The 25075-nt window shown below is 67.8% G+C and carries 28 protein-coding genes and 5 pseudogenes; 15 read left to right on the forward strand and 18 right to left on the reverse strand.

Annotation, left to right across the window (positions count from 1 at the left end; genetic code table 11):
• Positions 1 to 48: 48 nt before the first annotated feature.
• The 3 genes and pseudogenes from rdfA to SY89_RS14665 all read right to left on the reverse strand — a co-directional run bounded on the left by rdfA (position 49) and on the right by SY89_RS14665 (position 2059).
• Positions 49 to 675 (reverse strand): rod-determining factor RdfA, encoded by a 627-nt coding sequence (gene rdfA, locus SY89_RS14655; protein WP_054584901.1) that lies wholly within the window; start codon positions 673 to 675, stop codon positions 49 to 51.
• 180 nt (positions 676 to 855) lie between these two features.
• On the reverse strand, positions 856 to 1197 hold the full coding sequence (locus SY89_RS14660) for a hypothetical protein (protein ID WP_054584902.1): 342 nt from the start codon (positions 1195 to 1197) through the stop codon (positions 856 to 858).
• Positions 1194 to 2059, reverse strand: a pseudogene (locus SY89_RS14665) (ParA family protein). Before SY89_RS14665 ends, SY89_RS14660 begins: the two are co-directional and overlap by 4 nt.
• A gap of 464 nt (positions 2060 to 2523) precedes the next feature.
• Here SY89_RS14665 and SY89_RS14670 point away from each other — a divergent pair.
• Positions 2524 to 2910: a DUF302 domain-containing protein gene (locus tag SY89_RS14670; RefSeq protein ID WP_054584903.1), complete on the forward strand. Its 387-nt coding sequence runs from the start codon at positions 2524 to 2526 to the stop codon at positions 2908 to 2910.
• A gap of 69 nt (positions 2911 to 2979) precedes the next feature.
• On the opposite strand, the gene SY89_RS14675 is transcribed toward SY89_RS14670, so the two are convergent.
• From SY89_RS14675 to SY89_RS14685, 3 genes are read right to left on the reverse strand one after another with little or no spacing between them, the layout of a single operon-like run.
• Entirely contained in the window at positions 2980 to 3207 is a 228-nt protein-coding gene (locus tag SY89_RS14675) for a HalOD1 output domain-containing protein (RefSeq protein ID WP_054584904.1), read from the reverse strand.
• Entirely contained in the window at positions 3207 to 3785 is a 579-nt protein-coding gene (locus SY89_RS14680) for a DsrE/DsrF/DrsH-like family protein (RefSeq protein ID WP_054584905.1), read from the reverse strand. The genes SY89_RS14675 and SY89_RS14680 overlap by 1 nt, the downstream gene beginning before the upstream one ends.
• A 2-nt stretch (positions 3786 to 3787) precedes the next feature.
• Entirely contained in the window at positions 3788 to 4033 is a 246-nt protein-coding gene (locus tag SY89_RS14685) for a sulfurtransferase TusA family protein (protein ID WP_054584906.1), read from the reverse strand.
• Positions 4034 to 4267: 234 nt separating this feature from the next.
• Between SY89_RS14685 and SY89_RS14690 the strand changes: the two genes are divergently transcribed.
• From SY89_RS14690 to SY89_RS14705, 4 genes and pseudogenes are all read left to right on the forward strand, one after another.
• The gene (locus SY89_RS14690; RefSeq protein WP_054585022.1) at positions 4268 to 5461 is read left to right on the forward strand and encodes an MBL fold metallo-hydrolase; all 1194 of its coding nucleotides are present in this window, start codon (positions 4268 to 4270) and stop codon (positions 5459 to 5461) included.
• 8 nt (positions 5462 to 5469) lie between these two features.
• The gene (locus tag SY89_RS14695; RefSeq protein WP_054584907.1) at positions 5470 to 6027 is read left to right on the forward strand and encodes a YeeE/YedE family protein; all 558 of its coding nucleotides are present in this window, start codon (positions 5470 to 5472) and stop codon (positions 6025 to 6027) included.
• The gene (locus SY89_RS14700) at positions 6024 to 6482 is read left to right on the forward strand and encodes a YeeE/YedE family protein (protein ID WP_054584908.1); all 459 of its coding nucleotides are present in this window, start codon (positions 6024 to 6026) and stop codon (positions 6480 to 6482) included. The genes SY89_RS14695 and SY89_RS14700 overlap by 4 nt, the downstream gene beginning before the upstream one ends.
• A gap of 41 nt (positions 6483 to 6523) precedes the next feature.
• Positions 6524 to 7704 (forward strand): annotated as a pseudogene (locus SY89_RS14705) (anion permease).
• Between the two features lie 10 nt (positions 7705 to 7714).
• On the opposite strand, the gene SY89_RS14710 reads toward SY89_RS14705, so the two are convergent.
• Positions 7715 to 8566, reverse strand: a complete 852-nt coding sequence (locus SY89_RS14710) for a universal stress protein (RefSeq protein ID WP_054584909.1) — start codon at positions 8564 to 8566, stop codon at positions 7715 to 7717.
• A gap of 295 nt (positions 8567 to 8861) precedes the next feature.
• Between SY89_RS14710 and SY89_RS17485 the strand changes: the two genes are divergently transcribed.
• The 3 genes and pseudogenes from SY89_RS17485 (at position 8862) to SY89_RS14720 (ending at position 10612) form a co-directional block, all read left to right on the forward strand.
• Positions 8862 to 9011, forward strand: a complete 150-nt coding sequence (locus tag SY89_RS17485; RefSeq protein ID WP_189319212.1) for a DUF7512 family protein — start codon at positions 8862 to 8864, stop codon at positions 9009 to 9011.
• Between the two features lie 2 nt (positions 9012 to 9013).
• A pseudogene (locus SY89_RS14715) lies at positions 9014 to 10050 on the forward strand (sulfite exporter TauE/SafE family protein).
• A gap of 157 nt (positions 10051 to 10207) precedes the next feature.
• Positions 10208 to 10612, forward strand: coding sequence for a helix-turn-helix domain-containing protein (locus tag SY89_RS14720; RefSeq protein ID WP_054584910.1), 405 nt, complete (start codon positions 10208 to 10210; stop codon positions 10610 to 10612).
• Positions 10613 to 10637: 25 nt separating this feature from the next.
• Here the strand turns inward: SY89_RS14720 and SY89_RS14725 are convergent, their stop codons facing one another.
• Positions 10638 to 10844, reverse strand: a complete 207-nt coding sequence (locus SY89_RS14725) for a hypothetical protein (protein ID WP_054584911.1) — start codon at positions 10842 to 10844, stop codon at positions 10638 to 10640.
• A 121-nt stretch (positions 10845 to 10965) separates the two neighbouring features.
• On the opposite strand from SY89_RS14725, the gene trxA reads away from it, so the two are divergent.
• From trxA to SY89_RS14740, 3 genes and pseudogenes are all read left to right on the forward strand, one after another.
• Positions 10966 to 11325: a thioredoxin gene (gene trxA, locus SY89_RS14730; protein WP_054584912.1), complete on the forward strand. Its 360-nt coding sequence runs from the start codon at positions 10966 to 10968 to the stop codon at positions 11323 to 11325.
• Positions 11326 to 12362, forward strand: a pseudogene (locus tag SY89_RS14735) (NAD(P)/FAD-dependent oxidoreductase). It abuts the gene before it with no gap.
• Entirely contained in the window at positions 12362 to 12745 is a 384-nt protein-coding gene (locus SY89_RS14740) for a hypothetical protein (protein ID WP_054584913.1), read from the forward strand. Before SY89_RS14735 ends, SY89_RS14740 begins: the two are co-directional and overlap by 1 nt.
• Positions 12746 to 12823: 78 nt before the next feature.
• On the opposite strand, the gene SY89_RS14745 is transcribed toward SY89_RS14740, so the two are convergent.
• A complete protein-coding gene (locus tag SY89_RS14745) occupies positions 12824 to 15202 on the reverse strand; it encodes a heavy metal translocating P-type ATPase (RefSeq protein ID WP_054584914.1) in 2379 nt (792 codons plus the stop codon).
• 122 nt (positions 15203 to 15324) lie between these two features.
• On the opposite strand from SY89_RS14745, the gene SY89_RS14750 reads away from it, so the two are divergent.
• The 3 genes from SY89_RS14750 (at position 15325) to SY89_RS14760 (ending at position 18023) form a co-directional block, all read left to right on the forward strand.
• Positions 15325 to 16110 (forward strand): sulfite exporter TauE/SafE family protein, encoded by a 786-nt coding sequence (locus SY89_RS14750; protein ID WP_054584915.1) that lies wholly within the window; start codon positions 15325 to 15327, stop codon positions 16108 to 16110.
• A gap of 682 nt (positions 16111 to 16792) precedes the next feature.
• Positions 16793 to 17092, forward strand: a complete 300-nt coding sequence (locus SY89_RS14755) for a hypothetical protein (protein ID WP_054584916.1) — start codon at positions 16793 to 16795, stop codon at positions 17090 to 17092.
• A gap of 64 nt (positions 17093 to 17156) precedes the next feature.
• Positions 17157 to 18023, forward strand: a complete 867-nt coding sequence (locus tag SY89_RS14760; protein ID WP_054584917.1) for an SDR family NAD(P)-dependent oxidoreductase — start codon at positions 17157 to 17159, stop codon at positions 18021 to 18023.
• A gap of 3 nt (positions 18024 to 18026) precedes the next feature.
• Here SY89_RS14760 and SY89_RS14765 read toward each other — a convergent pair whose 3' ends face one another.
• The 6 genes and pseudogenes from SY89_RS14765 to SY89_RS17845 form a co-directional block, all read right to left on the reverse strand.
• A complete protein-coding gene (locus SY89_RS14765) occupies positions 18027 to 19028 on the reverse strand; it encodes a Cdc6/Cdc18 family protein (protein ID WP_054584918.1) in 1002 nt (333 codons plus the stop codon).
• A gap of 132 nt (positions 19029 to 19160) precedes the next feature.
• Positions 19161 to 19568: a PH domain-containing protein gene (locus tag SY89_RS17490; RefSeq protein ID WP_189319213.1), complete on the reverse strand. Its 408-nt coding sequence runs from the start codon at positions 19566 to 19568 to the stop codon at positions 19161 to 19163.
• Positions 19520 to 20743 (reverse strand): PH domain-containing protein, encoded by a 1224-nt coding sequence (locus SY89_RS14770; protein WP_189319214.1) that lies wholly within the window; start codon positions 20741 to 20743, stop codon positions 19520 to 19522. Before SY89_RS14770 ends, SY89_RS17490 begins: the two co-directional genes overlap by 49 nt.
• Positions 20740 to 21221 (reverse strand): annotated as a pseudogene (locus tag SY89_RS14775) (PH domain-containing protein). The gene SY89_RS14770 and the pseudogene SY89_RS14775 overlap by 4 nt, the downstream one beginning before the upstream one ends.
• A gap of 293 nt (positions 21222 to 21514) precedes the next feature.
• Positions 21515 to 21868 (reverse strand): DUF7509 family protein, encoded by a 354-nt coding sequence (locus SY89_RS17840; RefSeq protein ID WP_204374478.1) that lies wholly within the window; start codon positions 21866 to 21868, stop codon positions 21515 to 21517.
• Positions 21859 to 22200 (reverse strand): hypothetical protein, encoded by a 342-nt coding sequence (locus SY89_RS17845; protein ID WP_204374479.1) that lies wholly within the window; start codon positions 22198 to 22200, stop codon positions 21859 to 21861. The genes SY89_RS17840 and SY89_RS17845 overlap by 10 nt, the downstream gene beginning before the upstream one ends.
• 98 nt (positions 22201 to 22298) lie before the next feature.
• Here SY89_RS17845 and SY89_RS14785 point away from each other — a divergent pair, with 98 nt between their 5' ends.
• The gene (locus SY89_RS14785; RefSeq protein ID WP_054584919.1) at positions 22299 to 22670 is read left to right on the forward strand and encodes an ArsR/SmtB family transcription factor; all 372 of its coding nucleotides are present in this window, start codon (positions 22299 to 22301) and stop codon (positions 22668 to 22670) included.
• A 25-nt stretch (positions 22671 to 22695) separates the two neighbouring features.
• Here the strand turns inward: SY89_RS14785 and SY89_RS14790 are convergent, their stop codons facing one another.
• From SY89_RS14790 to SY89_RS14800, 3 genes are all read right to left on the reverse strand, one after another.
• Entirely contained in the window at positions 22696 to 23373 is a 678-nt protein-coding gene (locus tag SY89_RS14790; protein ID WP_054584920.1) for a helix-turn-helix domain-containing protein, read from the reverse strand.
• Between the two features lie 95 nt (positions 23374 to 23468).
• Positions 23469 to 23756, reverse strand: coding sequence for a hypothetical protein (locus SY89_RS14795; protein ID WP_054584921.1), 288 nt, complete (start codon positions 23754 to 23756; stop codon positions 23469 to 23471).
• Between the two features lie 67 nt (positions 23757 to 23823).
• On the reverse strand, positions 23824 to 24588 hold the full coding sequence (locus SY89_RS14800; protein WP_144427279.1) for a TraB/GumN family protein: 765 nt from the start codon (positions 24586 to 24588) through the stop codon (positions 23824 to 23826).
• Positions 24589 to 25075: the final 487 nt, after the last annotated feature.

Below are 25075 nucleotides of genomic sequence, written 5' to 3' on the forward strand. Positions count from 1 at the left end.
CGTCGCCAGCATCGCCCGCAGATCGCCCGACGGGACGATCCCGGAGAACTACGGCCTCTCCGAGTCGCCGCAGTCACAGCCGCCCTTGTCCAGTAGCGTCTCCACGTCGTACTGGGTGCCACAGTCCTCACAGAGCACGTTGACCTGGACGAGCGTGCGGAACGAACCGAGCTCGATCTCGTCGGTCTGGCGCAACTGCGACAGCTTGCTGTCGGTGACCGTCCGGACCCGGCCGCGGAGCCGCTGGATGTGCTCCTTTCCCGATTCGACCTGATCGCCCGTCTCCGGGTCGTAGGAGGCGCCCCGGTGCTGTTTGAGGTAGGTCCGGATCGCCTGGTACGTGACGAACTCCTGGCGGATCTGGTCGACGTCGACGCCCTCCCGGTCGAGTCGGCGTTCGGTACGGGTTTGGTCGGCGCCGCTGACCTCCTCGTCGGTCAGAAGCCGATACACGTTCTCGACGTCCCCATCGAGTGGCTGCATGCCCGCCTCGCTCATCGCGGCGCGCAGGAGTTCCCGGTTGAACACCCCAGCGAGGTCGCGCAGGCTCAGCCGCTCGTCGCCGTCCGCGGTCCAACGCCGCTCGAGGCGGTCTCCGACTCCCTCGAGGCTGTGCTCCTCGATCAGCCTCGCTACCTTCCCTCGTCGGCCGTTCGTCGATGCCGAATCGCTCACTTTCGGACGCTGTGCTCCCGCCGATATATGTTTGTGGGTCCCAAGAAATAACGCCAGTACGTCTGTTACGTGAGGCGGGGGAGCCCGGCGTCGGATCGAGGCCGCTGCCACCAGTCGACCACAGTTGTAAACCTTATAACGCGATACAGAACGCCGCCCGCAAACAGCCTCCCGGCCGCGCTACTCTCGACGGTTCGCAGCGAGCGCCTCGGCGATCTCTTCGGGATGGTCCATCGCGACCTGCAGCACGGCTTCGTGGAGCTCTCGGCCCGTCTCGTTGCGGATATCCCGGTCCCGTAGGTGGCGCTTCACGTCGATGTCGAGGAAATCCTCGAACGCTTCGTGCGTCGACTGGCGTGGGTAGATCTGGGCCTGTACCGACTCGTCGAACGGGAACGCAGGCTCTTGGCGCCCTTTGTCGGCCGACTCCGCCGAATCCGGTGTCTCCTCCTCGCCGGGCTCCTGTTCGTCGGCAGCGGCCTGCTCTTTCCCCGCCTCGTTGAGGTCGTCGAACCCCGTCATCGGTCGATCCCTCCCTGCTCGACGATCTGAGCCAGTTCGGCGTAGTTCTCGAGTTGGTCGCAGCTCTCGTCGTAGTCTCGGACCGGCAGCCCGGCGTCGTGCGCGGCGTCGATGGCGCCGCGGAACCGGATCCCCGGCAGGTCGCCCTCGTACTCGCCGGCGTCGATGGCCTCCCAGTCCGCCTCGGTGATCCGCGCGTACGAGGGGACGATGTCGTCGGCGATGTCGAGGGAGTTGAGCTGTTCGAGCAGCCCGCGATCGCGGGTGTCCTGGTCGATGCGGCCGTTCAGCGCCGTCGGCGTCACGGCGAGGATGTCGAGTTCGAAGTACTCGCGGGCCTCCTCGACCAGTCGCTGGATCGTGTTCGAGAGCCCCGATTCGTAGCCGCTCTCGGGTTTGAGCGGGATGATGATGTTCTGGGTTGCGTACATGGCGTTGTCGTTGAGCTTGCCGCGGTTCGCCGGGCAGTCGACGACGATGTACTCGTACTCCTCGCCGAGCAGCGGGTCGACGAGGTGCTTTCGGAGTCGAGCGCTGCCCATCGTTGCGTTCCGGAGTTCGTTCTCGACGGACTCCAACTCGGTATGTGCCGGGAACAGGTCGAGCCCGTCGACGACCGTTTCGGTGTACTCCGTCGGATCGCCGCCGTCGACGAGCACGCGCTGGGTGTGGTTCGTGTCGCTGGCGAACGCGTCCTCGAAGCCGAGTTGGCGGGTCATGTGCCCGTTGTCGTCGAGGTCGACGACGAGCGCGCTGCCGTTCCGGTGGGCGAGTTCGCGCGCGGTGTTGATCGCGGTCGTGGTCTTCCCGAACCCCCCTTCAGTACGCCGACGCTGACCGCCCGTGGTGCTGGATCACTCATGGTTGGCTTGTGGATGAGGCAGCGACGGCACCGTCCGTGGCTCAGGCACCTGCGGTAGCTGCCCCGGTCCGGGGCAGCCTTGCCCCAGCGACAGCGTTGGCACCTGCCGACCGACGCCGTTTGGCTAAGGCAGCTAAGGCACCTGAGGTAGGTACGGTACCTACTCCGCCGACTGTTGCCCCATCTTGTCTACAACGTTCGTACGGGTTGCCTTGAATCTACCTACGACCGACGCTATCGCGGTAGTTACGGCCTCAGTTACCGTAGGTGGCTAAGTTGCCTTAGCTACCTTAGCTAAGGTAGCTTGCTTGGGTACCTCAGTTGCAGTGGCTGGCGGTGTCACTCCACCCGCCAGGACGGCGCGGGGACACCGGCGCCCCACCGGGTCGGTTGCTGGGCGACGACGGGTTGTCGACCACCGTACGCGCGAAACAGTAATCCGTTCCCCGACGAAACGATCCCGCATGGAGTATACCCGACAACGGCACGTCGACGGTGCGTTCGACGACGTAGTGGATCGAACGATCGAGGCGCTCGGTGACGAAGGGTTCGGTGTCCTCTGTGATATCGACGTTCAGGCGACCTTCGCCGAGAAGCTCGACGAGGAGTTCCGCCAGTACCGCATCCTCGGAGCGTGCAACCCCGGGCTGGCGTTCGAGGGACTCGGCACGGAGGTCGAACTCGGCGCCCTTCTCCCCTGCAACGTCGTCGTCTACGAGGAAGACGACGGGGGCGTCGTCGTGAGTGCCGTCGATCCGGAGCAACTCCTCGACGTAACCGAGAACGACGACCTCGAGTCGATCGGCGTCGAGGTCAGTGAACGGTTCGAGCGCGTGCTCGACTCACTGTAACGTCGGCGCCAACGGCGCCTTCTGTGTGTAACTCGCGACGGCTGTGTCGCTCGGTAGCGATGCAGAAAACTACTGGACAGCGGCGCGCCCGTCGCCCCGGACGACGACCTCGTGACCTTCGTAGTCGAAGCTGACCGCGACCGCGTCGGCGGTGTCAGCGCGTTCGACGAGCGCGTTAAGCGCGTCCGGATCGACGGCTGCCGCGAGCGGCGGCGTGAGTGCCGTTGGGTCGACGCCCACGTGATCGGCGAGCGCGTCGATCACCTTCGTTGCCGGCCGAGCGGGTACGTTGCCCATCAGACGAGGAGCTGGATGTCGGCCTCGGCCATGTCCTGAATGGCCGTGGCGGCGCCGACGCCGGTGGTGACACCGTCGTAGAACTTCTCCTCGTCGTAGCCCATCAGCTCGATGGTCATCTGACAGGCCTGGAACTCGACGCCCATGTCGAGTGAGGTCTCGATGAGCTCCTCGATCGAGGCGGTCTCGTTGTCCTCGATCTTCTTCTCCATCATCTTCGTGGTCATGCGGTCCATGCCGGGGATCGCACCCACGACGTTCGGCACCGGCATGTTGGGGTTGCCGACCGAACTGAGCTTGAGGTCCTTCGAACGCTCCTCGTGGAGGATATCCAGTCCCCAGAACGTGTGGAAGACGGTGACCTCGTAGCCGAAGGCGGCGGCCGTACTCGCCAGGATCAGGGGCGGGTAGGCCATGTCCAGGGTCCCTTTCGTCGAGATGATGGACATCTTCTTGTTGTCGTCGCCGACCTCGGCTGACACGTCGGCGAGCTCCTCCTCGAGCTCCTCGACGCGGGCGGCGAGTTCCGCACGCGAGGGCGCGTTGTCCGCCGACGCCTCGGGCGTATCCGTACTCATAGTTACTCCGTCTTGCGGACGTAGTGCTTGAACACGTCGTCGTCCTCGACCTGGTCGAGCAGTTCAACGCCGCCCGTGCTGTCGGCCCAGCCCTCGATGTCGCTCATGCTGCCGGAGTCCGTCGCGACGACTTCGAGAACCTCGCCCTCTGCGAGGTCGTCGATGGCGGACTTCGTCTTCACGACCGGCATGGGACACGATGCACCTTTCACGTCGAGCGTCTCCGTGATATCGAATTGCGAACTCATTGTTGATCTGCTCCGTTGTTCTGTATTGGAGCTAACCCACAATACCAAACCCTTGTGTAAAAGCATACCGATTCGGAAAACGACCGCAATACAGCGGTGAGATAGCGATTTGTAGATAGTTTGTTACGCGTGTGAGCGAGCGTTACCCGGCGTTCGATCGCCTGGTGGTATTGCACATTCTGTGGATTATTATGCAAACCTTTTTGTGAACCGCCCTAATACGATGGAGTGTACATGGACGCTGATGACTTCCCGACTCCGGACGTCGAGGTCGACTCGATCGCGCCGGAAACGCTGAAGGACCGCATCGACAACGGCGAATCCGTCACGCTGCTCGACACTCGGATGGAGTCCGAGTACGAGGAATGGCGCATCGACGGCGAGACCGTCGAGTCGATCAACATCCCCTACTTCGAGTTCCTCGAGGACGAGATCGACGAGGACGTGCTCGATCAGGTGCCCGACGACCGCGAGGTCACCGTGCTCTGTGCGAAGGGCGGCTCCAGCGAGTACGTCGCGGCCGAACTGTCCAAGCGGGACTACGATGTCAACCAGCTCGAGGACGGCATGAACGGCTGGGCGCGCATCTACGAGACCGTCGAGGTCGAGGACTACGACGGCGCCGGCACGCTGCTGCAGTATCAGCGCCCCTCCTCGGGCTGTCTCGGCTACCTCGTCTACGACGACGATGAGGCCGCCATCATCGACCCGCTGCGGGCGTTCACCGACCGCTACCTCGACGACGCCGAGGAGCTCGGCGTCGACCTGCAGTACGCGATCGACACCCACATCCACGCCGACCACATCTCCGGCGTCCGCGCGCTGGACGAGGAAGGCGTCGAGGGCGTCATCCCCGAGGCGGCCGTCGACCGCGGCGTCACCTACGCCGACGAGCTGACGACCGCCGCCGACGGCGACACGTTCGAGGTCGGCGACGCCACCATCGAGACGGTGTACACGCCCGGGCACACGACCGGGATGACCTCCTACCTCGTCGACGACAGCCTGCTCGCGACGGGTGACGGGCTGTTCATCGAGAGCGTCGCCCGCCCCGACCTCGAGGAGGGCGACGACGGCGCGCCCGACGCGGCGCGCATGCTGTACGAGTCCCTGCAGGAGCGCGTGCTGACGCTGCCCGACGACACGCTGATCGGCGGCGCCCACTTCAGCGACGCGGCCGAGTCGGCCGACGACGGCACCTACACGGCGCCCATCGGCCAGCTGGTGGAGGAGATGGACGCGCTGACCATGGACGAAGACGAGTTCGTCGAGCTCATCCTCTCGGACATGCCGCCCCGTCCGGCCAACTACGAGGACATCATCGCGACGAACCTCGGCCAGAAGGCCGTCGACGACGACGAGGCGTTCACCCTCGAGCTCGGCCCGAACAACTGCGCCGCGAGCCAGGAGTCGCTCGCGGGTGACTAACTCCGTCGATGGTCGCTGATCCAGTCCCGCTCCAGTTGGCTTCCGAGCTGTTCCCGAACGGGATCAGTCGGTACGCCGTCGGGGGCCTGCTCGTCGGGCTCGGAACCGTCCTGATCTACATCGGAACGGGGATCCCCGCCGGGGCGAGCACGTTCCTCGAGTCGACGCTGTCGTACGTCTCGAGCCAGTCGCGGTTCCAGCAGTACGTCGCCTCGCGGGACTGGCGGCTCGTGTTCACAGCCGGGATCATCCTGGGCGCGTTCGTGTTCGCCGCGACGGTCCAGTCCGGCGTCGTCTCGAGCTCGCTGTACCAAGCGGGGTCGACCGGGCAGCTCTACGAGGTCGCCGGCGTGACGCTCTGGACGACTGATGTCCAGCCCTGGCGGCTGTTCTTCGGGGGGATCCTCGTCGGGATCGGCACCCGAATCGGCAAGGGCTGCACGTCCGGCCACGGCGTGTGTGGCGTCGGCTCGGCGTCGAAGACGTCGCTCGCCGGCGTCGCAACGTTCCTGACCGTGGCGATCGGGACGGCACAAGTCGTCGCCGCCCTGGGGGTGAGCCCATGACCGAGCGACACCCACTGTTCAAGCCGCTGGTGTTCGTCGGCGGCCTGGTGTTCGGGTTCGGGCTCGGCTTCAGCCACATGGCCCGGCCGGAGGTCGTGCTGAACTTCCTGCAGTTCGACGACCTCGGGCTCCCGTTCGTCATGTTCGGCGCCGCGATCGTCTCCGGGATCGCCTTCGCGCTGATGCCCCGGATCCGCGACGCCGCGCCGCTGACGGGCAACCCGTACGAACGCCGCCTGAAGCCGTTCGACCGGAACGTCCTCGTCGGCGGCGCCGTCTTCGGCGTCGGCTGGGGGCTCTCCGGGATCTGCCCGGGTGCGGCCTACGCGAGCCTCGGCACTGGCAACGTCACGATCCTCTGGGCGCTCGCCGGGATGTTCCTCGGCGCCTACGTCCAGGGGTACTGGCGGAGCCAGTCCACCGACACCGAGGCCGCCTTCGCGGGCGCGGACTAACGTTTCACCCTTTTAACCCCTCATCCGTTTTAGCTACTCAAATGGAACTAGCTACAGTTGCGCTATTCCTCGTCGCCGGGCTCGCGAGTCTGTTCATGGCGTGGGTCATCGGCGCCGGCTCGAGCGGTGCGACTCCGTTCGCGCCGGCGGTCGGTGCCAACGCCATCTCGACGATGCGTGCCGCCTTCATCGTCGGTATCCTCGGGCTCGCGGGCGCCGTGACGCAGGGTGCGAACGTTTCAGAAGCGATCGGGAGTGGACTGATCGGCGGCGTCAGCCTACCGGCCAGCGGCGTCATCCTCGTCCTCCTGATCGGGGCCGGCCTCATGGCCATCGGTATCAAAACCGGTTACCCCATCGCGACGGCGTTCACCGTCACCGGATCGGTCATCGGCGTCGGGCTCGCGATCGGCGGCAGCCCCGTCTGGCCGAAGTACCTGCAGGTCGGCGCCGTCTGGGTGCTGACCCCCTTCATCGGCGGCGGTGTCGCCTACGGTATCGCGAGCCTCCTGCCGCGGGAGGGGGTGCCGGAGGTGTACAGTATCCCCCTCCTGGGAGCGCTCGTCGGCGCCGTCCTCGCCAACGTCAACTTCACCATGCTCGGGCCAAACGGCACTGCGGGATCGATCACCGGCGCGGTCGGGCGATCCCTCGGCGTTACTGGTCTCCCCGTCACGGTCGGTATCACGCTCGTGGCGGCCGCCGGCGTCGGTGGCCTCGTCGGGTGGGACGTGCGGCGCGACGAGGCAGGCGGCCTCCGTCGGTTCCTGCTCGCGTTGGGGTCGCTGGTGGCCTTCTCCGCGGGCGGGAGCCAGGTCGGCCTCGCGGTCGGCCCGCTGATGCCCCTGCTCGACGACGTGGGGGTGATCCCCCGATCGCCGTCCTCGCGGGCGGTGGACTGGGGATCCTCGTGGGTTCGTGGACCGGCGCGCCCCGGATGATCAAGTCCCTCGCGCAGGACTACTCCTCGCTGGGGCCGCGACGCTCGATCGCGGCGCTCGTACCGTCGTTCCTCATCGCACAGGTGGCCGTGCTGCTGGGCGTTCCGGTCTCGTTCAACGAGATCGTCGTCAGCGCGATCATCGGCAGCGGCGCGGCCGTCGGTGGCGGTGAGGCCGTCGACGCACGAAAATTGGGGGTGACCGTCGCCGCCTGGGCGGGATCGTTCGTCCTCGCGTTCGTCCTCGGCTACGGCGCGGTGGTGGTGTTGCCGCTGCCGTAGGTACCCACCCTTAGAGCAGGTTGTAGCCCGCCGTCCGCGCGGGCGGGACGAGATACACGTTCCCTTTCGCGCCGGCGACGATATCTTCGGAGACACTGCCGAGCATCAGCCGTCGGAGCCGACTCCGACCGCGTGAGCCGATCAGCGTCGTCGTCGGTTTGACCGATTCCTCGACGTCGAGGATCTCCTCGGACGGATCGCCGTCGCGGATGACGGTCCGGGTGTCGATGTCCCACTGTTCGAGGGTGTCGGCGAGTTCGTCGAGCTCCGACTGCGGATCGAGCTCGAGCTCCTCTTTCGGCGACTGTACGTGGACGAGCGTCGCCTCTTCGGTCGCGTGCCGGAGGTAGTTGAACGCGTCAAAGGCGCGCTCGGCGTTCTCCGAGAAGTCAGTCGCGTAGAGCATCCGCTGGAACAGGTGCTCACGGAACATCTCGGGCTCCTCGGCCTCGCGTTCGATACGGTTGACCAGTAGCGGCACGACCGTCGTCCGCGCGAGGTTCCGTGCGGTCGACCCGATCACGCGGTTCTCGAGCGGGCTCTGTCCCCGCGAGCCGATGATCGTCATGTCCGCCCGAACGGTCTCGGCGACGCCGTTGATACGACGGTGGGGCGTCCCGCGCACGATGTGTGTTTCGACGTCGAACCCCGCTTCCTCCATCACCGACTGGTACTCCTTGAGCCCACGCTCGCGTCGCTGTTCGAGGTTCATCCCGGGCATCCCCGCGTGGACGTTCGAGGGGACGACCGTCAGCAGATGGACCTCGTCGACGCCGATCCGTTCGAGGCAGTCCAGACAGGTCTCGTTCTCGATCGTCGCCCGACTCGCTGCCGAGAGGTCTGTCGCATATATTGCACGCATAGTTCAATATTGGTGCCACAGGGATATAGTGATTTGCCTCCCGACAAGTCGCCCATCGGAGCGGTTCGATACCCCGCCGCGCGCGAGCCTCGAACCCCGTGTTTTCCCCTCTATTCAGCCCCCTCTCGAGACCCCCGGTATTCGGATAACTTATCGGTATATCCGCGTCTGTTAGCCGTGGCATCCACCGCAGTAATATTGCATCTCCATCCCACAACCGTTATATGCCGTAGCGGATTAGCGGGGAATGAGCAGTAATCCATGATCAAGACAATACCGCACGAGGTGTCGAACAATGTTCGGGCTTGAGGGTGCCACGGGCATCAGCGGCGCCCTGCTCGTCATCGGAGTCGTACTACTCGAAGCAATCATCCTGTACGTGGGCTACGGGCTGCTGGAGCGGGTGGTGGGCCCGACGCTCATCGACGCGATAGGTGGTAAATAATGATGGAACTATTCGGCGTTTCCGTCGCGCTGCTGGCGCTGTTCGCCGGTTTCGGTGTGCTGATCGGCCTCCTGTTCGGGTTCTTCGGAATGGGGGGTCGTTCCTCGTTACGCCGGCGCTGATGGTGATGGGGTACAAAACCGACGTGGCAGTCGCGTCCGGACTGGCGTTCGTGTTCGCGACCTCCGTGATCGCGACACTGAAACACCGTGACCTCGGGCAGGTCGACTACAAGCTCGGGGTACTGATGATCGCGGGCACGACCGGCGGGATCGAGGTGGGGAAGATCGGCCTCCACTACCTTCAGTCGATCGGCCAAGCTGACACGGTCGTGAGCGTCATCTACGTCCTGCTGCTGGGCGGGATCGGCGTGTTCATCACCTACAATGCCGTCAAAGGCGGCGACGGCGGTGGCCTCAGCCCCGATCACGACGAGGCTGACGGCGAGATCAACGCGGACGACATTCCGGATATCGCGAAGAAGATCCAGTCCTACCGCATCCCGCCGATGATGAAGCTCCGTGGCGGGATCCAGGTCTCGCTGTGGATGATCCTCCTCGTCGCGTTCGCGACGGGGCTGCTCTCAGGGTTCCTCGGCGTGGGTGGCGGCTTCATCCGCATGCCCGCGCTGTTCTACCTGATCGGCGTGCCCGTCCCGATCGCGGTCGGGACCGACCTGTTCGAGATCGTGTTCTCGGGCGGGATCGGGAGCTTCCTCTACGCGATGGACGGCGCGGTGAACCTCTCGATCGTCGTCCCGCTGCTGGCGGGGAGTGCTGGTGGCGCCCGCATCGGTGCCGCGGCGACCAGCCTCGTCGACGAGGACGAGATCAAGGTGTACTTCGGCGTGATGCTTCTGCTGGGTGCGATCGCCGTCGCCCTGCGGAAGATCGGGAACTTCATGGACATTCCGGTGCTCCAGACGGTCTCCCTCGTCGTGATCCTCGGCGCCGCGACGCTGGTCGCCGGCGCCGTCGTGGTCAGCTCCATTCGGGCGCTCCGGGCCGAGGCTGACTCGACGACGAGCGTCACACACTAACGACACGCCGTTCGAACGCCTCGCGCCGACGACCGCTGCTGCCTTTTTGTGTGACACCGCCCCGTTCGAGCGCTGAGCGGCGGCCGTGTTCTCCGTCGGAAGATTGTACAACCCACGCACAAGTCTTTTAGGCGCTAGTGTGGTAGGCCAACTACTAATGCCGGACGCAATGGCCGAACAACTGCAGCGGGATATGGTGTGTGAGGGACTGCTCGAGTGTTTCCACGGGCTGAAGCAGCTCGATCGGGAGTGCTTCGAGGCGCTCGTCGATTCGAGCGAGCCGCTGACGGTCGACGAGATCGCCGACCGGGTCGATCGCGAACGCTCGACTGCGTACCGAGCGGTCCAGCGCCTGCTCAAAACCGGGTTCATCCAGAAGGAGCAGATCAACTACGACCAGGGCGGCTACTACCACGTCTACTACCCGACCGACCCCACGAAGATCGCCGACGACATGCAGCGGATCCTCAACGACTGGTACGCCAAGATGGGCCAGCTCATCCAGCAGTTCGAGAACAAGTACGAGCAGTCGTACACGCCATCGCAGTCCGCCGAAAGCTAACGCCCCGGACTCGTTTACTGCTGCGTTACGCCTCCGCGTAGAACAGCGTCCGTCGACACGCTGGGCAGACGTACGGCACTGGCTTCAGGATCTCGTTCGCACGGAGCCCGCCGAGCAGGCCGTCGTCGTCGCCCTCGGAGACGAGCATCACGTCACCGAGCGCGCTTGATCCCTGTAGCGTCATTGCTTCCAGCGGTTCGCCGCAGTCGGGGCACTCACGGTCGGGAGCCATGCGCGACTCTTCACGGGCGAAGGAAATACCGTCTTTGCTTTTTGTACGGTGCCCGCGGCATCGCTGTATTGTACGATTAGCCCACAACCCTTAACAACTGTAGGTCGCCTACGGTAGCGTGATGTCAGTTGACTCTACAGCGGACGGAAGCACCGACACGCCCACCGAGCCAGTCTACGTCGACGGCGAGGCGGACCTCGACGAGATCGTCGCCGAGAACGACGTGGTCCTCACGGACTTCTATGCGGACTGGTGTGGCCCGTGTCAGATGCTCGAGCCGGTCGTCGAATCGCTGGCCGAGGAGACGCCCGCGGCCGTGGCGAAAGTCGACGTGGACGCGAACCAGATGCTGGCCAGCTCCTACGGCGTCCGCGGCGTCCCCACGCTCGTCCTGTTCGCCGACGGCGAGCAGGTCGAGGAGATCGTCGGCGTCCAGGGTGAGGACCAGCTTCGCTCGCTGATCGAGCGCTACGCCGAATAAATGGCTGGGGACACGCGATCGCTCGTCATCGCCGGCTCCGGCGTCGCCGGTCTCTCGGCGGCCGTCTACGCGGCCCGCGCCGACCTCGACCCGCTCGTCCTCGAGGGCGACGAGCCGGGCGGCCAGCTGACGCTCACGACCGACGTGGAGAACTTCCTCGGTTTCCCCGAGGGCGTCGGGGGATGGAGCTGATCCAGCGCGGGAAAGAGCAGGCCGAGCGCTTCGGCGCCGAGTTCCAGCACGGCAGCATTGAAGCGGCCGAGGTGGAGGAGCGGCCGCTCGAACTCTCGCTCTCGACGGGTGAGACGATCCGGACGCGGGCGCTGATCGTCGCGACCGGCGCGAGCGCCCGCTGGGTCGGCGCCGACGGCGAGGAGGAGCTGATGGGGTACGGGCTCTCGACCTGTGCCACCTGTGACGGCGCCTTCCACCGCGGCGACGACGTGCTCGTCATCGGCGGCGGCGACAGCGCCATGGAGGAGGCGCTGTTCCTCGCGAAGTTCGCCGACAGCGTCACGGTCGTCCACCGCCGCGAGGAACTCCGGGCCTCGGAGATCATGGCCGACCGGGCCCGCGAGCACGCGGACATCGAGTTCGCCTGGAACACCGAACTGCTGGCCATCGACGGCTCCCAGGAGGCCGGCGTGACCGGTGCGAGGCTGGTCTCCCATCCCGAGGGGTACCCCAGCGAGCGCTACGAGAACGGCGAGGACGTGACCGTCGAGGAGGTCGACGTGGGCGGCGTGTTCTACGCCATCGGCCACGAGCCCAACACGGCGTTCCTGCAGGACACGCCGGTCGAACTCGATTCGGATGGCTACGTCCGGACGACCGACGCCGACTCGTGGGCCACCACGGCGACGGCGGCCGAGGGAGTCTTTGCGGCGGGCGACGTAATGGACCGTGCGTACCAGCAGGCGGTCACCGCCGCCGGCATGGGCAGTATGGCCGCTCTGGACGCGGAGGAGTGGCTCGAGTCGACGCCCGCGCCGTCGGCGGCCGCCGCGGAGGCGCCGCCGATGGAGGCTGATGACTGATGGGAACGACCGAAAACACGATCGACACGATCGACCCGGCGAGCGTCGAGGACCAGGCCGACCGGATCGTCCTCTCGTTCCGGTCGCCGGAGGCCGATCCCGACGACGACAGCACCTGGTGGGTCGCTGACAGCGCCTGGCTCCAGGAGAACATGAACGACAGCACCTACCTGCAGTATCTCCAGCGCGCCCACGCCGGCCCGGTCGCCGTCGGCGAGGAGTGGGAGGAGTTCGTCAACTGCGGCTGTGCGAGCCCGCAGGACGTGGTGCTCCGCGTCGAGGCGATCGAGGGCGGCACGACCATGGGCTTCGAGACGGAGATCGAACTCGTTTCGCGGCGATCCATCCTCGAGGGCGATGCGGTGATCGAGAGCGCGAACTGAGGCCTACTTTTCTGTCCGCAGTCGGTATGTTCGAGCGGTTACGCGAAATCCGTACAGAGAAACGATCTCGCCGGCCCGCTACTCCTCGAGCAGCGGGCGCGAGGAGTTCGTCACGACCAGGATGCTGCTGGCGGCCATCGCGACCGCGGCGAACAGCGGATTGAGCATCCCCGAGAGCGCCAGCGGGATCGCGACCGCGTTGTAGAGGAACGCCCAGCCGATGTTCTGTTTGACGCGCGTCCCGGTCGCCTTCGAGAGGTCGAACACGGTCTCAAGCGAACTTAGATCGTCGTCGATGATCGCCACGTCGGCGGCGTCGACGGCGATGGCGGTGCCGCTGCCGAGCGCGATCCCGAGGTCGGCGCTGGCCAGCGCGGGGCCGTCGTTGGTGCCGTCGCCGACCATCGCGAGCGTCCGGCCGGCGCCGAGCCGGCGCACGGTTTCGGCTTTCCCCTCCGGCGGCACGCCGGCGAACACCTGATCGATCGCCGGGTGGTCGCGGTACGTCGCCGTCGCCTCGTTCTCGTCGCCGGTGAGCAGCACCACGTCGACGCCGCGGTCGGCGAGCCCGGTGACGGTCTCTTCCCAGCCCGCTCGGGGCTGGTCGCCAAGGACGATCACGCCCTCGGACTCGCCGTCGCGGCCGACGAGGATCGGGAGGTTCCCCTGTTCGCGGACCGCCGCCGCCCGCTCGCGTACGTCGTCACTGACGGTCCAGCCGCGCTCGTCGAACAGATCGGGGTGGCCGACGACGATGGACTCGCCGTCGACGGTGCCGGAGACGCCGTTCGTGTGGCTCTCGAACGCCTCGACGGGGTCCCCGTCCCACTCGGAGTCGAAGGCGTCGGCGATAGCCGTCGCGACGGGGTGAGAGGAGCGGCGTTCGAGCGCGGCCGCCGCCGCGAGTGCGTTCTCGGGCGCCGTTGTCTCCGTGACTTCGAGATCGCCCGTGGTCAGCGTGCCCGTCTTGTCGAACACCACCGTGTCGACGCCGCGGAACCGCTCGAACACCGTCTCGTCGAACACGACGATGCTGCGCTCGATGGCGTCTCGGATCCCCGAGGCGACCGCCAGCGGTGTCGCGAGCCCCAGCGCACAGGGACAGGAGACGAGCAACACGGTCAGCGAGATGAGCACCGCCTGCGTCGGCCCGGCGCCGAGGGCGAGGTAGGTGATTCCGGCGCCGAGTGCCAGCACCACCACCGTCGGGACGAAGATCACGGCCAGCCGGTCTGCGAGCTTCTGGACGCCGCTGTTGGCGCTCTGGAGGTTCCAGAGCAGGTTCGTCACGCGGTCGATGCTGCTCGTCGCGCCCTCGCCGACCGCGATGGTGAGCGAGCCGTCCGAGAGCGCCGAGCCACCGACGACCTGGTCGCCGTGCTCCTTCGAGACCGGGAGTGACTCGCCCGTGACGACCGCCTCGTCGACCGTCCCCGTCCCGTCGACGACGGTACCGTCGACGGGGATGCGGTCGCCAGTCCGGACAAGCACGCGGTCCCCTTCGGTGAGGTCGCTCACGTCGACGGTCGTCGTCGAGCCGTCGGGGTCGAGCAGCGTCGCTTCGGAGACCTGCTCGTCGCCCAGCTCGGAGAGCAGCCCCATCGCGCGCTTCTTGATCGAGGACTCGTAGTAGTTGCCCGCGGTGACCACGACGACGATCGCGACGGTCACGTCGTAGTAGATGTCGATCCGGCCGAGCGCGGCCGCGAGCGTGCTGTAGGCGAACGCGCTGACGGCCGCGAGCGCCACCAGCAAGTCCATGTTCGGCGATCTCGCGCGCAAACTCACGATCGCGCCCCGCAGGATCGGCTTCCCGACGCCAAACAACACCAGCGAGGTCAGCAGGAACAGGACGACGTAGAAGTACGACGCCCCCTGGAGCTGAGAGCGGGCCATCTCCTCGATCCACGGCGGGTAGAGCCCGAAGTGGACGGGGTAGATGTAGATGAAGTACGGGAGCATCACCGCCATCCCGAGCATCACGCCCGCGGCGATCCGCCAGAGCAGCGTGTCCTCGGCGTGGGCGCCGGCCGTCCCCTCCTCGCGGTCGTCGGCGACGTAGCCCGCGGTCGTCAGCTGGTCCTGGACGGTCGACTCGTCGACCTGCTCGGGGTCGTGATCGACGCGGACGGTCTCGGTGACGTAGCTGGCCTGTGCGGCGTCGATCCCCTCTTCGGCCCCCGCGACCGACTCCAGGAACGCCTCACAGGTGGTGCAGTGCATCCCGCTGACGTGGAAGTACGACCGCTCGTACCCCTCGGGCGGCTCCTCGTCGAGTGCGGTGTCCTCGGCGGCCGCCTCGCGCACGTCGTCGGCCTCGACCGCGGCGTCGCCGAGGGCGTCGTGCACGTCCCGACAGCCAGTACAGCAGTAGACTGCGTCCTCGCCCTCGACGCGACCCCGCGAGAGCGAGAGGCCACAGAGGGCACACTCGCCCTCGTCGGCGCTCGCCGTCATGGCCGGATCACCCGGCGCCGTTCGAGAGTCACACCAGAACTGAAAACCCCGTGGGGCCCGTAGCCCTGCATCGTGATCCGTGATCGACTGTCGTCGACGGGCCGATCGGGCCGGGGGGCGCGATGATTCCGACGCCGGCACACGTCGGGCCGCTGCCGACCGGCGAAGTCGAGACCGTCGTGTTCCTCGTCGTCGGGCTGCTCGGGGGCGCCCACTGTCTGGGGATGTGTGGGCCGCTGGTGACGATGTACGCCGACAGAATGGAGAGCGGGAGCGAGAACGTGCTCAGTCTGTACGAGGTGCGGCAACACGCGCTGTTCAACGCGGGCCGGACGGTTAGTTACGCCGTTATCGGCGCGCTGTTCGGCCTGCTCGGCTCGGTGGTGTTCGGCGCCGCGTCGACGGTCACCGCCATCGGCGACACGGTCCGGGCGGTCTCCGGACTGGTCGTCGGCGTCCTGATCCTCGTCGTCGGCGCCCGGTACGTGCTCGGCCAGTTCGGCGGGCACGGGCTGTTCGGTGGCGGCGGCAGCTGGTTCAGTTCGATCTACGGCCGCCTCACCGCGCACGTCGAGAAGTGGGCCAACGGCCCGGGGATCTTCGGGCTCGGCCTCGTCCACGGCCTGCTCCCCTGTCCGATCCTCTACCCCGCGTTCCTCTACGCGTTCGCCCAGGGGTCGCCCGGGGTCGGCGCCGTCTCGCTCACGCTGCTGGGGCTGGGGACGTTCCCGACGCTGTTCCTCTACGGCACCGTGATCCAGACGATCGGCAACCGCCACCGGGAGCGGCTCCACCGCGCTCTCGGCGTCGCCTTCCTCGTCATGGGCTGGATGCCGATCGCCCACTCGCTCAGCCTGTTCGGCATCGAAATCCCCCACGTCGAGGTCCCGGTGTACCTGCCGTTCTGACCGCGCGGGACGACGCCCGCGCCGGTCGATTCCGGGGTGATTCACGCTAGTGATTGGGGCTCGACGCCCCTGACAATTCTGGTACGGGCGTCGAACGGCCCCGCCCGGTGCCCGCCGCGTCGCTTGGGACCGTCGCTCCTACCCACACCACGATGTCCGCCGTTCTCGCGCCATCTACCGCGGACACAGTGGTGTGGCCCGTAGCGATGCCGGCAAGCTGTGCCGGCTACGCGAGTGTCGGTGAGTCTGTCCCGGAAACGGCTCTCCGTCGTCCATTCCGTGCGTGTCGCTGGCACGGTGATCCTTCCCGAGGAACAGCGGACACGGTGGGGTCGGTCGCCGGTCCTCGGCGCGGAACCCGACCGGAACCGTTCGTTTCGCGACCCTGCCGGTCGATTTCCGGGCGATCAGAACCGAACGGAACCCTCCGGAGAGCCTTGATGGGGGTGTGGCGGCGAGTGAGCGTACGATGACGCATCCGCAGCGAGCACCCTCGAGTGGATCGCACCGGACGAGCGGCCAGCCACGGCGCCGGCGTGGGCGTCGGACGACCGCGCCCGCCCGCCGGCGCCGTCGCACAGGCCCACCCGCAGTCACGAGCGAGCGCCGAGCGCCACGACGCTCCCACACGACCCCGCCACGGCGGCCGCCGACGGCCGACTCCCCGCCGCAAGTCGGCACGATGCCCACGCAGGCGCTCGGTGTCGATCTGCCACACGGGCTGGTCCGACTGCTCGGCGCGCTGACGCTCGCCGACGGCCGCAGGCGGGCGATCGCGACCGCGGGGCTGCTCTGGCTGGCGCTCCAGCTCGGCTACCAGACCGGCGTGATCGACGCCGAGGTGGGTATCTGGCTCGCCGCAGGCGTCGTCGTCGCTGCGCTGCACGGGCTTGGGAGGTCGGCGTCCCCTCGCCCGCGGCGTCGAACCCACCGGGCTGGTGACGGTCGGCTGCGTCGTCGTCGGGATCCGGAGCGACGCTGATGGTGCCCCTCTCGCCCGGCGCGGGTCCCGAACGTTCACTTCGCCGCCGGTCGAACGATGGCGTATGAGCCAGAACCGGGGCGTGGTCGTGCTCACCGGCGGCACCAGCGGCATCGGCCGGATCGCGGCGACGACGCTGGCCACCGCGGGCTGGACCGTCGCGGTCGTCGGGCGCGACCGCGCCGCCGGCGAGTCCCTCGCCGCCGAGTCGTCGACGGCGTCGGGGATGATCCGGTTCCACCGGGCGGATCTGGCGACACAGGCCCGCGTGCGGTCGCTCGCGGCCGAACTCCGCGACGGGTACGCCCGGATCGACGCGCTCGTCCACAACGCCGGCCTCTCGGGCAGCGACCGGATCGAGACAGCCGACGGGATCGAACGCACGTTCGCGGTCAACTATCTCGCGCCGTATCTGCTCACGCACGAACTGCTCGACAGCCTGCGTGCGTCGGCGCCGGCCCGGATCGTCACCACGGGCACGGAGCTCCACCGGCGGGCGACGCTCGACTTCGAGAACCTCCAGTTCGAGACCGGGTACGACGCCCGGCGGGCGTACTCCCGGTCGAAGCTCGCGCTGATGGCGTTCACCCTCGAACTCGCGGCGCGGCTCCCGGCCGACAGTGGCGTCACGGCCAACAGCTTCCACCCGGGGTTCGTCCCGTCGACAGGGTTGTTCCGCGACGCCGCCCGGCGGACACGGCTGCTGGTGCGGCTCGCAGGGCTCGTCCCCGGCGTCGGCACCTCGCCGCAGGCGGCCGCCGACCGGCTCGTCCGGCTCGTGACCGACCGGACGTTCGGCGAGCGGACGGGGGTGTACGTGACCGGCGACGGGATCGAGGAGCCGGCCCCCGAGGCCACCGACCCGGCACTCCGGGAGCGACTCTGGGAGCGGAGCGCGGCGCTCGTCGGCGTCGATCCGGCGTGGCCGTGAGGCCTACGAGGACAGCAGGTAGGTCTTGCCGTCGCCGCTTCGCTCCGTCTCGATCAGGTTGTAGTGCTCCAGTTTCGGCAGGTGGTTCTTGCGCAGCGCACGGAGGGTGATCGGGTCGGGATGGGCCTGCTGGTAGCGGCGGTACAGCGCCTTCTGGATCAGCGGGCCGTGCTCCTCGATACACTCGTACAGCACGCGTTGGTGGTCGTTGAGCTTCGAGATGGTTTTCCGGCGCACCTCGGCCTCGGCGTCGAGGACGGCGTCGTCGACGAGCCGCTGAGGGATCATCGACAGCCCCTCGCGCTCGCTCTTGCGGGCGGCCACGCGCAGCGCCGTGATCGCCTGCCGCGCGTCGCCGTCGACGAGCTCGGCGATCCGTCGCAGCGTCTCGTGCTCGACGGCGCCCGGTTCGAGCCCCTGTGCCGTCCGGCGGTCGAGGATCTCCGTGACGGTGTCGACGGTGTAGCGATCGAACTGGACACGGTAGCCCACGGAGATGCGGGAGTGGACCCGCTCGTCCAGCCGCGCGAGCAGGTCGACCTCGCGGTTGGCGATGCAGATCCACGCGAGGCCGGGGACGGAGTGGAGGTCGTACAGCACGTCCGAGTCCTGCAGTTGGTCTACCTCGTCGAGGATGATGACGCTGGGGGCGTCGAGACCGTCCTGCAGCGTGTCGAGCAGCTCCCGCGTCGGGGCGTTCTTCGGGACGGCGGCGTCGGCGAGCGTGTTCGCGGCGCGCTCGAGCACGCTGCTGCGGGTGTAGTCCTTCCAGCAGTTGACGTAGGCGGTCGGCACGTCGAGCACTTCGCGTCGGAGCTCTCGCACGGCGGCGCGGGCGACGGTGGTCTTGCCGGCGCCGCTCGGGCCGAAGAGGAAGCAGTTCTCCGCCCGAACGCCGTTCTCGACGGGGGCGAGCGCGTCGGTCACCTCGTTCATCTGGCTGTTACGCCCGACGATCTCCCTGGGGAGGTGCTCGTCCTCGAACACCGTCGCGTCTCGCAGCATCTACCGAGTGGTGTGCCGACGACGGGATAAGTGGAACCCCTGGTGTTCCGATCGGTTCCGAATGGTCCCGAACGGGTCCGGCCAGTTTCGAACGGTCAGGAGCCGTTCCGAACGAGCGCCCCGGCCCGCATCTCACTCCCCTGCCGCGGGTTCGCCGGACGACTGCCGTCGGCCGCCGTGGCGCCCGTGTCGCCCCGCGTCGTGGCGACGCCGTCGCAGCGCCGTGTACAGGCTCGCGGCGATCTCCTCGCGTAGCCGTGTCGCCGTCGCGTCGTCCACGTCGACGGCTTTGGCGTCGTTGCCAACGAGGCTTCGGGCGCCGGCGGTGTCGATCGTCACCGTGGCGAGTCGCCGACGGCGTTGGAACACCGTCGACGAACTCACCACGGTCTGGACTCGGTAGTAGGGGACGATCTTCGTCTGCCGCACCCAGAACCCGTTCCGTGTCAGGACGTGGTTCTCGCCGACGGCGTAGCCGCGGTTGCGCCACTTCAGGTGGGCGGCCGGGGGACGAGCACCAACGCGCCCAGCGCCAGCCACCAGGCGAACGGCAGGCCGACGACGGCGTCGGCGAGCCACAGCACCCCGGTGAGGATCGCGACGACGGCGGCGTAGCGCACCCCGTAGCGCTGCCGTGCCCGTTTCGGCGGCCGCTCGAAGTCCACGTCGCCGACTGGCTCGATCGAGTTGGTGAGTTCGAGCACGCGGTCCCGTGTCGCGAGCGGGATCGCCGACTGGGAGCTCCCCTGGTTTCCCTCCCCACCGCCGCTCTGGCCGGCGGTCTCGATCTCCAGGGAGGCGTAGCCGATCGCCCGGGCGAGGACGTTCTCCTCGACGGTGAGCGACTGGATCTTCGACAGGGGGATCGTCCCGCTGTACTTCTGGAGCAGCCCGCGCTCGTACCGGAGCTCGTCGGCGGCGCCACGCAGCGTGAACCCGTAGTACAGCGTCGCGTTGAGCACGCCGTAGAGTAGGCCGACCAGGACGATCCCGGCGAGTGTTACCAGCGGGCCGAGCACCGCCCCGACGACCGACTGGTAGCCATAGAGTAGCATCTCGGCGTCGAACATCGCCGCCGCCGACGGGGCAAACAGCGACGCGCCGAGAAACAGCGCCGGGATGATCCGCAGGTCGGTCGAGACGACCGCGAGCAGCCCCAGTTCGCGGTCGCTGATCTCGAACAGCGTCTCGAACGATTCGGGCTCCTGGGATTGGGCGTCGTCGTCGCGGCTCAGCCGGCTGATCTCGCGCTGGAGGCGGTTCGCCCGTGTGACGCTGACGAACTTCAGGTGGGCTTCGCTGGTGCTCCCGCCGGCGGTCTCGAGGCGGACTTCCGCGATGCCGAGCGCGCGCTGGACGACGTTCTGGCTGATGTCGACGTTCTGGATCCGGCGGAGCGGGATCTCCCGATCCCGTCTCGCGAACACGCCCGACCGGATGTCGAACGTGTCGGCCGTGAGTTCGTACTCGAAGCGCCGGTAGTAGGCGACCCCGTAGCCCACAATTCCGACGACGAGTACGGCGCCGAGAACGGCCGTCAGGCTCGTTCCGAGGTTGTTTGCGACCATCCCGAACGCCGGCGCGCCGACGACCAGCAGCACGAATGCGAGGCCGAGCCCCTGTTCGAGGACGCGGTACGGGATCGACAGGGGATGCAGGCGGAACGCGCGGCCGATGAGGCGCTCGTCTCCCGATCGATCACCCCCGTCGGTCATACGGCGTCGGCCTCCTCGGACTCGATGGCGAGCCGTTCGAGGCGGGTCTGCAGCGTCGACGCCCGCTCGGGGTCAGTCCCGGGATGGTTACGTCCGCGCCTCGCGAGCCGGCAGTGTACACCACGAGCGTCGACAGCCCGAGCAGGCGCTCGAGCGGGCTGCGCGTCGTGTCGATGTGCTGGACGCGGACGTACGGGACCACGGTCCGGACGTGGGTGAACACGCCGCGGCGCAGGGACAGCGAGTCCGCCCGGACGACGTACTCCCACGATCGATACAGCAGCACGGCCTTCAGAACGCCGTAGAGCGCGGCGACGAGGAACGCGCCGACCCCCGCAGTCACGGCGGTCGAGCGCCCGGCGGGAACCACGTCAGTCCCGGCGCCGAGGGCGAGCGTGGCGCCGGCCACGATCGCGCCGAACACGACCGCACCGACCGTCGAACGGAGGATCCACTGGACGCGGACGATCGACGCCAGTTCGCGCGGGGTGTCGAGCACGTCGTCGTCGATCCCGGCGGCGGCCGCCACGGAGGAGGGCTCGCCGTTCGTCGGCTTCTGTGGATCATCGTCCGCTGTCGGCCTCCGTGTCCCGGGGTCCGCTGTCGACTCTTGGGAGTCGCCGTCGGCCGGCGTCGACGGCGCGTCGGCGGGCGACGGCTCCTCGTCCGCCACGGGTTCGTCGTTGCGATCGCTCACTGTCCCATCGGTCGGCCAACAACGGCTTAACCGTACCGCCGTGGCGGGGCGTCGGGGACGCGGGAGCAACGCTGCTACTGCAACGGGACGACGTACGACTCGACGAAGTCGACGAGCTTCGCTTCGAGCTCCGCACGGTCGACGAAGTACCGAAACCGGAGGCTGTAGGCGTCGTCCATCTCGTCGATCGAGGCGCTGCTGAACGCCGGCTCGTACGTCTCTTGGGCGGGCGTTTGCCACTCGGCCTCGGAGAAGACACAGAACGTCCGCGGGTCTCGCCGTCGCGCTTCGGGATCGCGGAGCCGGAAGTACTCGGGGACGGCGCCTGCCTCGGCGCCGGCGCCCGTCGTGAGCCCGGCGTCGGTGAACACGAACGCGTTGCCGGCGCTCGCCTTCGCGAACGCGACGGACTGGTCGATCACGGCCATCCCCGGGCCGTCGACGCCGGCGGTCGCTGCCCCCGCTTCGTCGGGATATCCACGTCGCTGGCGATGAACACCGTCGCCGGCGTCGCCTCGGAGACCGACCGGGCAATCGCCCGGAGCGTCGACCGGATCGCGTCGGCCGGCACGTCGTCGGCCGACGGCGCGAGCGGGTCGTCGGGGAGCGGGTACTCCTCGCCGGGCAGGACGTAGGCGGGGTCAAGCAGCCGGTACGGCCCCATCAGGAAGACGAACGCGTCCGACTCGTCGGCCCAGGGGACGGAGTCGGCGACGATCTCCCTGACCGGCCGCCCGCGGTACGTTTCGAGATCACCCATTCGTTAGCGACCGATCAGCCGGCGGCCACAAAGCGGTGGTGCTCCCCACCGACTTAACGACGATTAAGTATATCCGTCTCGACGCACAAGCCGCACGTATGAGCGAACGAACGCGGGAGTCGACCGACGAGACGCGCGCACCCGGGTACGAACGGGTCGAGAGGGAGCTTCTCGGCGGGACGCTCGACCTCGACCGCGAGGCGGCGCGGCTCGCGTCGATGGGTGAGCCGACCCGGTTCACGCTGCTGTACCTCATCGCTCAGGCCGAGCGGATCGAGAGCGGCGAGCTCGCGGACGCGCTCGACCGGCGCCAGAACGATCTCTATCACCACCTCAATCGACTCGAAGACGCCGGCCTCGTCGGGAAGTTCCGCGACGGCGACGCCCGCGTCTACGAGCTCTCCCCGCTGGCCGAGACGTTCGTCCCGCAGGTGTTCGACGCGATCAGCGAGCGCGCCGACGCCGTCTGAGGCGCGAGCGCGTCGCGGCCCGCCGTCACTCCGGCGACACTGGCGGCGGGTTCCGGCGGTCGTCTTCGGCCAGTTCGGCGCTAAGGAGACGGGCGACGCCGCGGCGGATCCGCTGGGAGATCGCGGTGTCGGAGACGTCGAACTCCCGAGCGAGGTCCTGCAGCGTCGTGGTCCGCGGGACCGCGAAGTACCCCCCGTCCAGCGCCGCCAGCAGCGTCTCCCGCTGCACGTCGGTGAGGACGTTCCCGTGACTCCCCTCGACCGACCACGCAGCCGTGTGGATCTGTTCGACCGTGAGGGAGACGCCGGCGGCCGAGCACTCCCGGTAGCAGTCGGCCAGGCGATCCCGGTTCGGAAAGCGAAGCGAGAGCCGCCAGCCATCAGCAGTGCCGACGCCGCGTAAGAGGCTGGCGTCGCCGTTGGCAAGCGCCGCCAGCAGCGGGTGGTCGGCCGCCCAGTCGACGCTGACGAGCAGGCCGTCGTCGGACGCGGCCAGCAGCTCGGCGGCTACCACGTCCGGATCGGCCCGGAGTCGCTCGATCCCGTCCTCGGCGTCGAGCCCGGTGATCCAGAGGTACGGCATCACCTGCGAGTCAAGCGGGACGACACGTTCGGCCTCCACGCGAACCCCCGGCTGTGCGCCGAGGACCGTCGCCAACCGAAACTCCGCTGGCGGCAGCGAGACGCTCGCACAGAGACTCATGGCCGGTTCGTCGGGAGCGGCCGCATTAGTTTGGCGCTCCCTTCGGCGCACGTGGTCGCATCTAACGCCCCGCGGACCGACTGGGTCGCGCGACGTCATCGCGTGCGCTGGAGCGTATCGGGTTCGGGACGCTCGGCGGGTTTGATCTGGATGTGCCCCTCCGCGTCGCTGGTCACCGCCGACTCGTCGAGTGCGAACACCCCAGACGGGTCCCAGCACCCCGTGAGCCGCGAGCCGTAGCCAGCGAGTAGCTCCGGACACGCGCGGACGAACGCTGTGCCGTCCTCGGTTCGCACGACTTCGCCGACCATCTCACCGTCGGGGGCCAGCACGTGTTTTCCCTCGTCCTCGGCCGTGAACTCGGCTGTGCTCCGTGGAACCATACCACATCTGTTCGGCCCCTCCTGCCGTAGGCACGGGGGTTCGTCATCGAAGGCCCACGTCGGCCCCTCACTCGATATCGCCAGCCCGGCGCTGGAGCGCCGTCTCCATGGCGTCGAGGTGTTCCATGCCCACCACCGCGACGACGCTCCCCTCGGTGCGGGCGCGATCGAGTAGTTCGCTCATCGCCGCCTCGCGGGCCTCGTCGATCAGGCGTGTGGCTGCTGGCGCCCGAATCGCCCGGAACAGCGCGGCCCGGCGGTCGAGGTACGCCCGTTCGTGGTCGGCCTGCACGGACGCGCTGTCGACGAGCGAGCAGTCGTGGACGATGGGGTCGTACACCCGGAGGCGGAGCGAGGTGTAGTCGGCGACGACGCTGGCGAACCGGATCGCGAGTGCGTGGGCGAGCGCCGACCCGAGATCCCGGCCGACTCGCCCCAGGAGGCCGAGCGACGGGCGCTCCCGGAAGAGGCGGCGGGCGAGCTGGCTGAGGTACGGCAGCGTCGGGGCGTCGATCCCGACGGTTCGGCTGTCGGCCGCCTGGATGGCGGCGCTCATCTCCCCGCCGAGCCGCGGCGGCTGCTGGCCATCGGCGGCGTACTGCCGGAACAGCGGCATCGCCAGCGGCGGCAGTTCGACCGCCAGCGTGGCGGGCTCGAACAGACCGAGTACCCGGATCACGCGGGCGACGCTCGCGGGGTGATCGTGGACGACGCCGACGAGCAGCACCGTGTGGCCCCCGTCGGCACCCGGCAGACACCGAAGATACCGCTGATCGAGCCGTGGATCGTCGGCCGCGGCGAGCTGCTCGGCGACGTGGACACAGTCGAACACGGGGGCTCCCTCTCGTGACCGAGGGATAGTCCCGAGGCTTCGACTGCCAACCCGTTTAGGACCAGCCTGCCTGTCCCCGTTACTAGGTTCGTAGCGTCTGACATCGAGGATGCGGCCACAGTCGACCCTCCAGTAGGCGGAGTCACATCGGCCGTAGGCTGAACATGTCCGTGTGAGTGAAGGTCTGTCACGTTCGACGCCCGCGTTCGTAGGCCAGTATTTCGCTAGCTCGGCGAACGGGCTAATACCGCCTCTATGCGGGTTAGAACCACATATACGGCTGAATTCGGATAAACTATCGAGCCGGTTTTTCTCCACCCGGCGAGACTGTTGCTCCTGTCCGGGCGACCGGACGTGACACCATGACTGAACGACCTACCCGACAGCGGGACCGGAAGACACGACGAGAGCGCAAAGGGCGGGAGACACGACGCGGGCGAGAGCGGACCCAGCGGCGCGAACGGGCCCAGCAGGTGGAGTCCAACCC

It is taken from the genome of Halolamina pelagica, from assembly GCF_001307315.1.
Taxonomy (GTDB): Archaea; Halobacteriota; Halobacteria; order Halobacteriales; family Haloferacaceae; genus Halolamina; species Halolamina pelagica_B.